13 protein-coding genes are annotated in these 13,459 nt (G+C 64.1%); 7 read left to right on the forward strand and 6 right to left on the reverse strand.

All coding sequences use genetic code 11. The features are described 5' to 3' along the window. Window positions 1-7: 7 nt before the first annotated feature. Both AC5Y2L_RS22460 and AC5Y2L_RS22465 read right to left on the reverse strand, forming a co-directional pair. Window positions 8-1,228 (reverse strand): CaiB/BaiF CoA transferase family protein, encoded by a 1,221-nt coding sequence (locus AC5Y2L_RS22460; protein WP_499932198.1) that lies wholly within the window; start codon window positions 1,226-1,228, stop codon window positions 8-10. 10 nt (window positions 1,229-1,238) lie between these two features. Next, window positions 1,239-2,444, reverse strand: a complete 1,206-nt coding sequence (locus AC5Y2L_RS22465) for a cytochrome P450 (protein WP_499932196.1) — start codon at window positions 2,442-2,444, stop codon at window positions 1,239-1,241. A gap of 59 nt (window positions 2,445-2,503) precedes the next feature. Between AC5Y2L_RS22465 and AC5Y2L_RS22470 the strand changes: the two genes are divergently transcribed. The 6 genes from AC5Y2L_RS22470 to AC5Y2L_RS22495 are packed head-to-tail and all read left to right on the forward strand — an operon-like array spanning window position 2,504 to window position 8,843. Continuing rightward, on the forward strand, window positions 2,504-3,739 hold the full coding sequence (locus AC5Y2L_RS22470; RefSeq protein ID WP_499932193.1) for a CaiB/BaiF CoA transferase family protein: 1,236 nt from the start codon (window positions 2,504-2,506) through the stop codon (window positions 3,737-3,739). Window positions 3,740-3,753: 14 nt separating this feature from the next. Further along, window positions 3,754-4,965 carry a CoA transferase gene (locus tag AC5Y2L_RS22475; protein ID WP_499944704.1) on the forward strand — a complete coding sequence of 404 codons (1,212 nt, stop codon included), beginning with the start codon at window positions 3,754-3,756 and terminating at the stop codon, window positions 4,963-4,965. Further along, window positions 4,962-5,417 (forward strand): VOC family protein, encoded by a 456-nt coding sequence (locus AC5Y2L_RS22480; RefSeq protein ID WP_499932191.1) that lies wholly within the window; start codon window positions 4,962-4,964, stop codon window positions 5,415-5,417. Before AC5Y2L_RS22475 ends, AC5Y2L_RS22480 begins: the two co-directional genes overlap by 4 nt. 38 nt (window positions 5,418-5,455) lie before the next feature. Then, window positions 5,456-6,655, forward strand: a complete 1,200-nt coding sequence (locus AC5Y2L_RS22485; RefSeq protein ID WP_499944641.1) for a cytochrome P450 — start codon at window positions 5,456-5,458, stop codon at window positions 6,653-6,655. Window positions 6,656-6,657: 2 nt separating this feature from the next. After that, window positions 6,658-7,701: an acyl-CoA dehydrogenase family protein gene (locus tag AC5Y2L_RS22490; protein WP_499932187.1), complete on the forward strand. Its 1,044-nt coding sequence runs from the start codon at window positions 6,658-6,660 to the stop codon at window positions 7,699-7,701. A 2-nt stretch (window positions 7,702-7,703) separates the two neighbouring features. Further along, a complete protein-coding gene (locus AC5Y2L_RS22495) occupies window positions 7,704-8,843 on the forward strand; it encodes an acyl-CoA dehydrogenase family protein (RefSeq protein ID WP_499932184.1) in 1,140 nt (379 codons plus the stop codon). Here AC5Y2L_RS22495 and AC5Y2L_RS22500 read toward each other — a convergent pair. Continuing rightward, complete coding sequence (locus tag AC5Y2L_RS22500; RefSeq protein WP_499932181.1) at window positions 8,840-9,043, reverse strand: hypothetical protein; 204 nt, start codon at window positions 9,041-9,043, stop codon at window positions 8,840-8,842. The two genes, AC5Y2L_RS22495 and AC5Y2L_RS22500, sit on opposite strands and share 4 nt — an antisense overlap. 118 nt (window positions 9,044-9,161) lie before the next feature. Here AC5Y2L_RS22500 and AC5Y2L_RS22505 point away from each other — a divergent pair, with 118 nt between their 5' ends. Then, window positions 9,162-10,457, forward strand: a complete 1,296-nt coding sequence (locus AC5Y2L_RS22505; protein WP_499932179.1) for an amidohydrolase family protein — start codon at window positions 9,162-9,164, stop codon at window positions 10,455-10,457. Here the strand turns inward: AC5Y2L_RS22505 and AC5Y2L_RS22510 are convergent. From AC5Y2L_RS22510 to AC5Y2L_RS22520, 3 genes are read right to left on the reverse strand one after another with little or no spacing between them, the layout of a single operon-like run. Continuing rightward, complete coding sequence (locus AC5Y2L_RS22510; RefSeq protein WP_499932177.1) at window positions 10,417-11,955, reverse strand: adenylate/guanylate cyclase domain-containing protein; 1,539 nt, start codon at window positions 11,953-11,955, stop codon at window positions 10,417-10,419. The genes AC5Y2L_RS22505 and AC5Y2L_RS22510 overlap by 41 nt on opposite strands. Before the next feature lie 2 nt (window positions 11,956-11,957). Then, on the reverse strand, window positions 11,958-12,908 hold the full coding sequence (locus AC5Y2L_RS22515; RefSeq protein ID WP_499932175.1) for an SMP-30/gluconolactonase/LRE family protein: 951 nt from the start codon (window positions 12,906-12,908) through the stop codon (window positions 11,958-11,960). Continuing rightward, window positions 12,905-13,435, reverse strand: a complete 531-nt coding sequence (locus AC5Y2L_RS22520; protein ID WP_499932173.1) for a nuclear transport factor 2 family protein — start codon at window positions 13,433-13,435, stop codon at window positions 12,905-12,907. The genes AC5Y2L_RS22515 and AC5Y2L_RS22520 overlap by 4 nt, the downstream gene beginning before the upstream one ends. Between the last annotated feature and the right edge of the window lie 24 nt (window positions 13,436-13,459).

Consider the following 13,459-nt stretch of genomic DNA (forward strand, 5'->3'; position numbering starts at 1 on the left):
CTCGTGTTCAGCCGATTGCGCCGGTGCCTTTGAGCGCGGCAATACGGTCCCAGCCGCCGCCGAGCTCGAGGATCAGCTCTTCGGTGTGTTCGGCGAACTCCGGCGACGGTGCGAGCTGCAACGGGGTCTCGTCGAACAGCACGGGGCTTGCCACTAGGTCGTACGACTCGCCGTCTTGATCGATGGCCACGATGCCGCCGTTGGCGCGCACTTGCGGGTCGGTCGCCACCTCGGCGGTGTTCAGCACCGGCGCCCACTGGCCCTCGAATTCCGCGAGCGCCTTACGCCAGTGCGCCAGCGGCTGCCTCGCGATTGCGTCGCGCAGCACAACGGCGGCCTCGCCGGCGTTCTTGGCCAACAGCTCATGGCTGGAAAATCGCTCGTCGGAGGCAAGCTCCGGAACGCCGACCCGTGCGCAGAAGTCGGCGAAATACCGAAATGCCTGCAACATCGACAATCCCAGGAACCGATCGTCGCTGGTCCGGTAGAAACCGGTGAGCGGATTGTGTGGCGCAACGTTGGCACCGGCGGGGTTGGCCACCCACGGCTGGCCGCTGACGAGGGCGGCGTTGACGGCTACGCCCATGGCCCACACTCCGACACCGAGCAGCGAGATATCTACGGTGCGTACCACGCCGGTCCGTTCGCGTTCGAAGAGCGCAGCGGCGATGCCACCGGCGATGGTCATGCCGCCGATCGAATCTCCATATGCCGGACCCGGTTGGGCGACAACCCCATTCACATCACTCGGCGTGGTGCTGGCAGCGCCGGCGGCACGACTCCAGAACCCGGTCATGTCATAGCCGCCCTTGGTGCCGTCGTCGCCGAGCGGCCCGTACGCGCTGCCGCGGGCGTAGATGATGTCGGGGTTGACCTGCCGCACGTCGTCGACATCGATCTTGAGCTTCTTACGGGCATCGGGCAGAAAGTTGGTGAGGAACACGTCGCTGGTCCGCGCGATATCCATTAGCAGCGCATAACCGTCGGGGGTGGAGATATCCAACGCGACGGACCGCTTACCCCGGTTCGCGTGTTCCATCACCGGATTACGCGCGCCCGCTATCGTGATGTTGCCGAGCTGGCGCAGGCCGCGCTGGGAATCGCCGGTGCGGGGATGCTCGATCTTCAAGACATCGGCACCCCAGTCGGCTAACACTGCTCCCGCGGCGGGAACGAACGTCCACTGCGCAACCTCGAGTACGCGCACGCCAGCCATCGGTCCGCTCATTGAACGCCCCTTAGCGGTAGTTCAGCATGACCGGCAACCGGTCGTGGGTGTGCACCAGCGCGGATGCCCGTTGCACACGTTCGCCGACCACGTGAATTCCCTTGGCGCGCTTCGCGATTTCCTCCAGCAATAAACGCGCCTCGCGCCGAGCCAGCGCGGCACCCATGCAGAAGTGTTCGCCGACGCCGAAGCCGAGATGACTCGCGGCATCAGCGCGGGTGATGTCGAATTGTTCGGCTGTTGGGCCCCAATGCTCTTCATCGCGATTGGCCGACGCATACGCAAGCAGCACGCCGTCGCCCTCTTTGACGGTGACGCCACGTAGATCCACGTCGCGGGCAGCCTGGCGGGCCATGCTCATCACCGGCGTCCAGTACCGCAGCACCTCCTCGACCGCGTTGTCGGCCAGGCTCGGATTCGCGAACAGTTTCTCGGCCTGGTCGGGATGTCCGTCGAGGCAGTCCGCGATTCCCGCGATCAGGCTCTGCGTCGTTTCGCTGCCGGCGGCCAACAACGTCAGCGCGTAGATCATCACCTGGGCGTCGTTGAAGGGTTCGCCGTCGACGGTTACTTCCGTCAACAAGGTGAGCAGGTCGTCTCGCGGGTGGTCTTTGCGTTCGGCGGCCAAGCTCAGCAGGTATGGGCCGATCCGGTCGAAAATCAATGCCATGTCGCCGTCATTGGCCAGCCCGCTGCCCACATTTGCGATCGTCGTCGCCCAACCCGCGACTTTGGGCCAGTCCGCCTCGGGTACTCCGAGCAGGTAGGCGAACACATATACCGGAATGGGCTCGGCGATCCGCTCGATCCAGTCGAATTCGCCTTCTGGCAATCCATCGAGCGCATCGTTGACGACCTGGCGCACCCGGGCTTCCATCTTTGCCACGGCGGCCGGCGTGAAGCGAACGCCGATGGCCTTGCGATGCACGCGGTGTTCGGGAGGGTCCATGAACATGATGCCGCGGGTTTGGTATCCCTGCGGGTCTCGCCCTTCCCGATGCGCGATCAGGTCCATCATGATGCCGATGCGCTCGGACTTGAACTTCTCGGGACGCGCCGAGATACCTTTGATGTCTTCGTATTTGGTGATGACCCAGAACTGGCCTTCGTCATACCAATGAACGGGATCGCTGACACGCAACCGCGCAAACGTCGCGTTCGGGTCGTCGAGGTAGAACGCCGGCTCGTCGAACCGGGCGGCTGCGATCGTGACCATAGACTTGAACAATAGCCCTTGGTTGGCAGCAGAACAAAATGTGTTTTATTGTTACACAGGTGACCGGTGGCTTGTCTCACCTTCGGGTGTGCGATCTGGGCGGCCAGCTGGCTGGAGCCGGCGCGACAAAGATTCTGGCAGCGTTCGGTGCCGAGGTGATCCGCGTCGAAGATCCGCTCACTCACGGCATGTGGGACGCGCTGCGCGGAGTGGGCCCCTTCGTCGACGAGCGACGGGGCGTGAACCTGGGCGCCGGTTTCAACAACCACAACGTGGGCAAGCTCGGCGTGACCATCAACCTGCGCGCCGATGCCGGCAAGCAGCTGCTACACGAGCTGATCGCGGTGTCAGACGTTGTCTGTGAGAATTTCGCGGCCGGCGTGCTGGCCAGGATGGGCTTCGGCTACGCGGAGTTGCGACGAATCAAACCAGACATCATCTACGTCTCCAACTGCGGATTCGGCCACACCGGCCCGTACCGTGATTTCAAAACCTGGGGCCCGATTGTGCAGGCTCTCAGTGGGCTGACCTTCACCGCAGGGCTGCCCGACAAGGAACCCGCGGGATGGGGCTATTCCTACATGGACCACATCGCCGCCTACTACATGACCGTCGCGATTTTGGCGGCTCTGCATCAGCGCGAACGCACGGGCGAAGGCCAGCACGTCGATTTGGCGACGGTGCCGGCCGGCATCGCCATGCTGCCCACCGAAGTCCTCGACTGGACAGTGAATAGGCGTCCGGCACGCAGCGCCGGGCGCCCCAACGGCAATCACGCTGACTTCGGCGAGATGGCGCCGCACGGAATCTACCCGTGCCTGGGCCAGGACCGGTGGATCGCCATAGCCTGCCGTGACGAGCGCGACGTCGCCCTGCTGGCCAAAGTATTGGACCAGCCGGAACTGACCGCCGAACGTTTCGCCACGCTCGAACAGAGGTTGCGCGGCGCTGACGAACTCGACGAGTTGATCTGCGCATGCACCCGGACGCGCGAAGCCTCGCTGCTGGCAAGTGAACTCACCACCGCGGGAGTCCCGGCCAGTGTCGTCAAGTCACCCGGTGAACGCATCGACGAAGATCCTGACCTAGCGGAATGGGGCCTCTTCCCGACGGTCGAGCATCCCGAGATCGGGACGGTGCGCGTCGAGGGTCTGCCGCTGCGCTTGTCGGCCTCGCCGTGGACGGTTACACGGGCCGCGCCCTGCCTCGGCGAACACAACCGCGATGTGCTGAGCGGGCTGCTCGGGCACAGCGACCACGAGCTGGACGAACTGAAGAAGCAGGGTGTGATCTGAACGCACTAACGGGAATTCGCGTCGTCGAGATCAGCGACCAGTTCACTCCCATAGGGGGACGGGTACTCGCCGAACTGGGCGCGGATGTCATTGTCGTCGAACCTCCGACCGGATCCTTACATCGGTCGCGGCCACCGTTCGCGCTCGACCTTCCCGGGTCGGATGCCAGCCTGCGATGGTGGGGCGGCAACGCCGGCAAGCGTTCGGTGACCGTCGACCTCGACGCGCCGCAGGGGATATACATACTGAAGCGCCTGATCGCCAGCGCCGACATTGCGATTTCGGGGGCCGGCCCGGTCAGCGACGGCACGTTCAATTACGACCAGCTCGCCGCCGAGCATCCGTCGCTGATCTGGGTGGCCGTCAGTCCATTTGGGCTCAACAGCGTCCGGGCCGACCAACCGGTCACCGATCTCACCATGCTCGCCGGCGGGGGTCCGGTCTGGAACTGCGGTTACGACGACCACTCGTTGCCACCGATCCGGGGCGCCGGCGAGCAGTCGGCAAACCTTGCCGGCCTGTACTGCGCGATCGGTGCGCTAGTCGCCCTGGCGCACCGCGACCAGACCGGCCAGGGACAGCTCGTCGATGTCAATGTCAACGCGGCCTGCAACGTCAGCTCCGAGCAGACCACCTACCACTGGCTGGTCAACAACGAGACGTGCGTTCGACAGACCGGCCGCCATGCGTATTTCACGCCAAGTCAACGGACCCAAGTTCAGTGCGCGGACGGCGCGTATGCGACGACGGGCGTGCTTCCCCGCAAGCCTCACGAATTCAAAAATCTGTCGGACTGGCTGGCGGAAATGGGTCTCACCGACGAGTTGCCCGAGGCAATCTTCTTGGAAATTGCCGCCTCGCGCGACGTGCCGGTAGACATCGCGCTGATCGGCGCCGACGACGAAACGACCGCGATCCTGACGGCGGCCCGCGACGCGATTATGTTGATTGCTTCCCGGATGCCTGCCAAGGAGTACTTCTTGGAAAGCCAGCGGCGCGGATTCCCGGCGGGCGCGGTGTTGTCACCCGATGAGGCCTTGGAGGACGAACACGTTGCCGCACGCGGGTTTCAGCTGCCGGTACGGCACCCGGAGTTAGAGCAGACGTTCACCTACCCCGGCACACCGTACGTGTTCGGCGCGGCACCAACGACCGCCCCGACGCGCCCGCCTCTCCTCGGCGAACACAACGCCCTGCTCGACGAACTCATCGACGACACCACATGACCGTCGGCCATCGGCTGACCCACATCGGGCTATGTGTCAGCGACCTGAACCGGTCAGTCGAATTCTATTGCGAGGCGCTGGGATTCGCTGAGCTCAGTCGGATGCACATCGACGGACCCGAGACAGCACAACTGCTAGACGTTCCCGGTCTGCAGCTGGACCTTGTCTACCTGCAGCGGGCCGGATTTCGTCTCGAGTTGCTGAGTTACGCAGTCCCGGGGGTTCACCGGAACCTTGAGCCCCGGCAGATGAATGCGGTGGGATTTACCCATTTGTCGTTTCTCGTCGAGGATCCCAACGAACTCATCACGCGCATTGAGCGGTGTGGGGGGCGGGCGCGACCCGAACGCACGGTGACATTCGAGGGTGGCAACCGCGGGATGATGGCGACCGATCCCGACGGCAACTGGCTCGAATTGATTGAACGCCGTCCTCGGAGATTGAGCAACTGATCACGAAACGTCCGATTGTTCAACCGAGTGATAGAGTCATGGCTGTGCCGGCCACCAGCGAATTGATGTATTCGCCGTTCTCGAAGGCGGTCTTCGACGATCCGTACCCCGTGTACCGGCGACTGCGCGATGAGGCACCGGTCTACCGGGATCCCGAGGACCGGTGGTGGGTGTTGTCCAGGTTCGATGACGTCTCGCAGGCGCTGCGGGATTGGGAAACGTTCTCGTCCAAGCTGGGACCGGCGCCGGAGAACCCCGACAACAACGGCCGCAAATACTCCGTAATCTCGATGGATCCCCCGCGCCACGACCGTATTCGGGGTGTCCTCAAGGGCTTCTTCACACCGAAGGCCGTGGCTGCGATGGAGTCCACCCTGCGAGCGGTGGTCAATACGCACCTGGACCGGCTGCGCCCGGGGACCACCGTCGACGCCATGGAGGCTTTCGCGTTCTCGGTTCCCACCGATGTGATTGGCGACTTACTCGGCGTGCCGCAGGCCGATCGTGCGCAACTGCGGGTTTGGTGGGAAGCCTTCCTGACGCGCGAGGAAGGCGAAGTGGTCATGCCGGCCAAGGCCATCGAAGCCAACCGGATGATCAGCGAGTACATCGGCGACCTCATCGAACGGCGCCGCACCGACCCGGGCGACGACCTGATCAGCATTGTTTTGCGGGCCACCTTCGATGACCCCGACGCCGGCGGGGAGCGCAGCCTGACCGCGCACGAGGTGCTCATGTTCTGCAACCTGCTGTCGGCCGCGGGATCAGAAACCACCCAGAAGTTGATCTCCAACGGGTTGGTCGCCCTCGCTGAGCATCCCGACCAATGGCAGCGGATTGTCCGAGACCGCAGCGTGATTCCCGTCGCGGTCAACGAGGCACTTCGGTATGACACCCCGAGTCATTGGGTGGCCCGCACACTGACACGGCCGATCGAGCGTCACGGCATCACGATGAACGTCGGCGACTGGGTGCTGCTGCTGCTGGGCAGCGCCAACCGAGATGAACGCCGATACCACGAACCCGACCGTTTCATCATCGGGAGACCCCGCGGCACCGACGTCTATTTCGGCTGGGGAATCCACATCTGTCTTGGGCAATGGTTGGCCCGACGGGAGGCGCAGCTGGTGTTCGACTACATCGCCAGGAAGTTCCCGGACTACTCCATAGGGGCGTGCGAACGAGTGCTCACCGCGACCGTACGCGGCTACACGAGCGTGGAGATGTCGTTGCGCTAACCATGGACATCGCCTTCACCGATGAGCAGCAATTGCTGCACCACACCGCCGCACGACTTGCGGACAGTATTGGCATCACTGATCCGGGCGCGATTCCTAAGGATGAGGCGCTCGACGCGCAGTGGGACCGGATTGTGGAACTTGGTGTGCCGACCCTGCGTTCGCCCGCCCTGTGCGGCCTCGCGGCCAGCGGCGTGGAAACCGCCATCGTCATCGAGCAGCTGGCCAGAACTCTCAGTGCCGTGCCTGTGCTGGGCCAAGCGGTGCTGGCAACCGAGTTGCTGGAGGCTGCCCGCGCAGAGAAGGAACTGCAGCTCGTCGCGGACGGAAGCCTGCGCGTGGCGCCGGTGCTGAACATGGACTTGACAGGGCTCGCCGTGGCGAATCAGCCGGCGGTGGCATTCGACGCGGCAGGCGCCGCCCACGCGCTGCTCGTGGTCCGGATGGACGGAAAACGCAGGCTGGTCTGCGCGCCGCTGGATGGTGATAATGCGGCTGCGCTCGACCTCACCCGCGTGTTCCGCTGCACGCCTTGCGATTTGGCCGCTTCGGGGGTCCAAACCGGGGAGCCGATCGATGGAGAGCGGTGGCAGCGTGTCGAGGCGCTGGCGATGACCGCGGTCGCCGCAGACCTTGTCGGCGTCATGCAAGGTGCGCTCGACGATGCGGTGCGCTACGCCGGCGAACGCGCGCAGTTCGGGGTGAAGATCGGCTCATTCCAGGCGGTAGGGCATCTGCTCGCAGACGCCCTGGTACTAGTCGAAGGCGCCCGCAGCTGCCTGTGGCACGCCGCGTGGGCGATCGACCAACTGCCGGTCGACGAGGCACGGTTGGCAGCGATGACGGCGAAGGCATACGCCGCCGCGGCGGGCCGCGAGGTCGTCGAGACCACTGTTCAGGTATTCGGCGGAATCGCAATCACCTGGGAGCACGTGTCGCATCTGCGGCTGCGTCGGACGCTGCTGGACCGGCGTCTGTTCGGTGACGAGGCAGTTCAATACGATGCGATCGCCGCGATGCGGTTGGCCAACCGGGAGTTGGCATAGCGATGGACTTCAATGACAGCGCGCCCGAAGCGCAGTTTCGCGCCGAGCTAAGGCAATGGCTATCCGAGCACGCGGCGGACGCCTCTATCCCAGATGACCCCGCCGCCCGCGCTGATGCGCAAAATGCTTGGCATCAAACGCTTTACCAGGCTGGATATATCGGGCTGTCTTTCCCCGTCGAGTATGGAGGGCACGGCAAGGCGCCGATCTACGAGGCGATACTCAACGACGAACTCGGCCGCGCCGGCGCCCCGCCTATCGAGGGGGTCGGCCACCTCAGCAATGCGTTGCGTTTGTTCGGTACCGACAAGCAGCGGGACACCCTGCTGCCCGGGCTGTTGTCCGGCCGGGTTCGGTGGTGCCAGGGATTTTCCGAACCCGAGGCGGGATCCGACCTCGCGGGCCTAAAGACCCGCGCCGAGTTGATCGATATCGGTGGCAATCAACGCTTCCGTGTCACCGGCCGCAAGATCTGGACCAGCTTCGGGGCCGTCGCCGACTGGTGTTTCCTACTGTGCCGCACTGAGCCCGACGCACCGAAGCACGCAGGCATCTCGGTGCTGTTGGTCCCGATGTCGACGCCGGGCATCCAAGTGCGCCCGATTGTCAACGCCGCGCGAAACCGCGAATTCACCGAGGTCACCTTCGATGACGTCGACGTGCCCGCGGCCAATCTGCTGGGCGAGCGGGGCCAAGGCTGGTCCATTGCCAACCAGCTGCTCGCCTACGAACGCGGTCCCGGCGACATCAACTGGGTCAGCCGGCTTTCGACGCAATTGCGGCGGTTGGAGGACGACATCCGCACGGGCTGGCTCGTCGACTCACCTGCCGCGCGGGCCAGGCTTGGGCGGGCCTACGTGGAGTTGCGGGCTCTGCAGATCAAGGTTCAGCGCTCACTCACAGAACGCCAGCACGGAAAACTTCCGGGGCCGGAGGGGTCAGTCGACAAGCTGCTGATGGCCCGGGCTGACCAATACTTGGGCCACACCATGATGGATCTGTGCGCCAGCGGGCCCCTTCTCACCGAGGGCCTGGAATGGGACATCTACCTGTGGTCGCGCGCTGCCGGCATCTACGGGGGCACGGCGCAAATCCAACGCAACATCGTCGCGCAGCGGGTGCTCGGACTGCCACGCGCCTAAGCGCGCGGCTCGGTCAGGTGCTGGTACGCCTCTTTGAGTCCCTTGAGTCGCCGTTCGAGGATCTCGTCACCCGCATGGGCCTCACTGAGTTTCGCGCTGACTTCGGCTATCTCCGCCGAGAGGCGTTCGGCCGCTTCGCCCTTGGTGAGCAAGTCTTGGTCGGCCCAGTCGTCGCGGGGTATGCGCTCATGCGGGTCCATGGTCTCTCCTCACCGCGCCGCCCGTTTGAGCTCAGTTCGAAGCCGACGGTATAGTCAATTAGGCAGATAGTGTTTAGCTGTACTGTATCGCATTAATCGGAGAGATGAGGACCGGACGATGCCACTAAAGTCATCGATGAAGCTTCTGTCAGTCGACGATCATCTCATCGAGCCACCCCATGTCTGGATCGACAGGCTGCCGAAGAAGTACATCGCTGACGGTCCTCGCATTGTCGATTTCCCGCGCGAGGGTGCTCCACCCATGCAGCAGTGGGTCTACGAGGGTCGACCGTATCCGAACATCGGGCTGAACGCTGTCGCGGGCAGGCCACCGGAAGAGTTCGGGGTCGAACCGATCCGCTACGCCGACATGATTCCGGGGTGCTATGACCCGAAGGCTCGCTTGGCCGATATGGACATCGACGGCGTCCATGCGATGTTGTGCTTCCCATCATTTCCGCGATTCTGCGGCACGGTCTTCCTCGAGGGCGAGGACAAGGAACTGGCGCTGCTGAGCGTTAAAGCGTGGAACGACTTCTCGCTCGATGAGTGGTGCTCCACGGATCCCGCCCGTTTCATCCCTATGGCGATTACTCCGCTGTGGGACCCGGCGCTTATCGTCGCCGAGATCGAGCGAGTGGCAGCCAAGGGGGCCCGGGCGATTGGCCTCCCGGACAACCCGACCAACCTCAAGCTGCCCAGTTATCACACCGCCTACTGGGAGCCGGTGTGGTCGACGTTGGAAGAGACCAATCTGACGGCGGTGATGCACTTCGGCAGCGGCGGATTCCCGCCTCAGACCGCGCCGGAGGCGCCGTTCGCGGTGATGATCACGTTGATGGGCACCACCTCGATGGCTGCCGCCACCGAACTCATCTTCTCGCCGGTATTCCATAAGCATCCAAACCTTAAGGTGGCGTTCTCGGAAGGCGGCGTCGGCTGGATGCCGTACCTGGTCGAGCGCGCGGACTACGTCTGGCGCAAACACAAGTACTACCAGAACATTCATCCGACGGTGGCGCCGTCGGAGTTGTTCCGGCGCAACATCTCCGGATGCTTCATCGAAGACGAAGTCGGGATGGCCATGCGTCACGAGATCGGAATCGACAACATCACCTGGGAGTGTGACTATCCGCACTCCGACTCGTTCTGGCCCAAGAGTCGCGCGCGCGCCGAGGAGATGCTGGCAGATGTGCCCGACGACGAGGCCGCCAAGATCGTCGAGCTCAACACTCGGCGTTGGTATGCCTTCCCCGAAGAGGGCTTCAAGTCCTGTACGGCGGACTCCGGGTGGCGCCCGAACAACGGCAACCCGGCCGAGTATGACTATGACGAGGTCATGGCGGGTCACGGCGGACTCGGCATGGAGGCCTTCATGAACAAAATGGAGGAGCAGAAGGCTCAGAAGGTCTGAGCGGCCGATCGAGCGGGACCGCGATGTCGGTTGAATCATCCCGGCCGCGTAGGACTTTGGAGTCGACGACGCGCCACCGCTCCCTCTCTGACTCGTTCGCTCGGCTCAGTGCTGCACCTGATGCCGCGACACCAACGGAGAGCTTGGCGACCTCGGTGAGTCGTGCCGCCTCGTTGACCGGGTCGCCGATCACCGTGTATTCGTACCGGTTGGGGTCACCGATGTTGCCGGCCACCGCCGTGCCCGCAGACACCCCGATACCGACCTTGATGTCCCCGTCCGGCGGGTTGAGCCGGATATCGAGTTCACGCGCTGCCGCGAGTGCGTCTGTAGCGCACTCGGCATTCGCGTTCGGGGCGCCGAAAACCGCGAGGGCGGCATCGCCCTCGAATTTGTTGATCAATCCGTTGTGGTGTTCGACGACGCTGACAACCACGGCAAAGAATTCGTTGAGCATGATCACCAGGTCGTCGGGTTCTAGCGTGTTGGCCAGTCGTGTCGAACCAACCAGGTCGACGAACAAGACGGCCACTTCGCATTTCTCGCCGCCCATTGTGGTCTCGTCGTCGTCGCGGGCGACCTGCTCTGCGCGGCGCGCTACGTCCCGGCCGACATGCCGGCCGAACAGATCACGGAGACGTTCGCGTTCGCGAAGTCCGCTGGCCATGGTGTTGAACCCGGCCTGCAGCAGCCCGAGTTCGGAGGCGTCGAAGACGGGGACCGACACGTCGAAGTCGCCACATTGGATGTGTTGCATGCCGCGCCTTACCTCGTCGATGGGATCCGCGGTGGTAGCGGCGGTGAATGTAGCGACCGCGAGTCCGCTGACGATCGCGCACGCCCCGACGATCAAGACCACCAACGCCAGTCGGTGGCTTTGGTAGTTGACCACCAGCGCGCTGGACCCGACCAGCATCAGCATCGCCAGGGGCACCCCGGTTCCCACCACCCACGCGCTGACCGCGCGTAGCCGCAATCCTGGCGGGCGCGGTTGGGTTGGGGGTTCATCCGTCAGCAATTTCGCGACGTGCGATCGTAACGCGCGCCTGCAGAACCAGTAGGACATCGCTGTCGTCACCGTTCCGCCCAATAGGATGTTCACGCCCAATGTCGCTGCCAGCCAGGGCCTGCGGAGGTTGACGAGCACGAGCACCAAAGCGGCGGTCAGCCAGACAGTCCCGTGAATGATCGCCAGTCGAAGCGGCGCGGTCAGCAGGATGCGCTGTCCGGCGCGCTCGTCGGCGTCGGCCGGCATGGTCAACCAGAAATATCCCGAAACGACGGCGACAGGAATAACGAGCGATAAAAAGATCGCGACCGCAACGATATTGATTTGCAGCACGGGACGTTGGCTCAGCGCAGCGCCGGTCGGCAGCGCCCAGAACGCGATGATGGCGATCACGGTAGATCCAAGGGCGGTCGGTACCACCGCACCCAATGCCAAAAGCGTCCTGCTTGCCCACGCGACGGGATGCTTTCGGCGAAGGTGCCAAGGCATCTTCATAGCTTGCCGGTGCCCGCGAGTCCCGCTGCGTCCAGCCAGTTTTCGACCACGATCAGACGGCCGGATGAGGCAAGCGTCATGAACATTGTCTGTCCATCAGCACTCAAAGCCACGTTGGTCGTCAGTGGGTCGTCGGCGGCGATCGTGCCCAACTGCTCACCCGTGGGCGCGAAGACGGTGACGCCACCCGTGCCCAGGGTTGCGACCAGGATTCGGCCCGTCGCGTCCACGCACAGCCCGTCAGCCCCACCGACGTTGAGCGGCCCGCCACTGGGCACCGTGGCCAGCCCGCGCGAACGACGCACGACGCCAGGTCCATCAAGTTCGAATTCCCAGATGCGGCGCGTGCGCGTTTCCGCCACGTACAACAGCGAACCGTCGGGTGACAGCGCCACCCCATTCGGCATCTCGAGCGGATAGACGATTTCGCGCAGGTCGCCATCGAGCGTGCCATAGAGGAGTCCGGTCATGCTGCGGGTGCGGCCCTGCACCGTTCCGCCATCGGTGACATAGAAGCCACCATGGCTGTCAACGCAGATGTCGCTGGGCCGCGTCAACGGCAGCACGCTCCCCGAACGCGTGCTGAACTCGGTTGCGAGCGTGCTGACAAAACCGCTCGGATCGACAAGCTGCAATGCCGGAACGACGGGCTCGTCGGGCGGACCTACCGGCCGGAAAAGCGTTGCACAGCCGTCGAAGTCGTAAGGCCACGGCCCGAGCCCGAACGTAGAACCGCCGTTCTGGCAGACCACCAGTCGACCGTCCGCGAGTCGAGCCAATCCGTTGGGCCCACCGCCGGTCTCGGCGACAGTCTCGGTGAACCCGTCCGGGCGAACACGGGTGATCCTCCCCCCAGCCATCTCTGACACCACAACCGAACCGTCGTCGAAGGCGAGGGGGCTTTCGGGGAAGGCAAGCCCACCGATCAGACAACGGCCCCCGGTCACCGCCGCTGTTCCTTGTCGGTCTGAGCGGCCGCGTTTGCCATGCTCTGCCACCAAGCGGCGAACACCGGATCGGCAAGCGGCAGGTCCCCGACACCGGTTTGGTTTCGCGGCCACTCCGCGGCCTGTTGCGTCAGGGGTGACGTCTGACGGCTGACCCCGTAGCACAACCGGTGCCGTCGATGCACGAAAAGCCAATGTTCGTCATAGTATTCGTAACTGTCTTCGTACTTGATGAGCTGTTCGATGAAGCCGTCGGCGTGGGTCTGTGCGAAGCACTGTGCCCAGACCTGCCCGTGCCCGCGGTCCTCGGCGTCGAGCTCGATGAGGTGGTTGGCGACGAGGATGACCGCGAACAGGCTGGCGTTAACGCTGTGGGACATCAGCCGGCGCAGCCCCTCGCGGCCCTCCCCGTGGTCGCCGAACCGCGCGTGCGGGACGAACAGGTCGGCCATTGCCTCGACATCCCGAGTTTCGATCGCGGCTGCGTAACGGTAGGGCAGCTGGCGAATCTCTTCGCGTGCCAACATGTCCCGTACTGGGCCAGCGTGATC

The organism is Mycobacterium sp. NGS66, assembly GCF_059812225.1.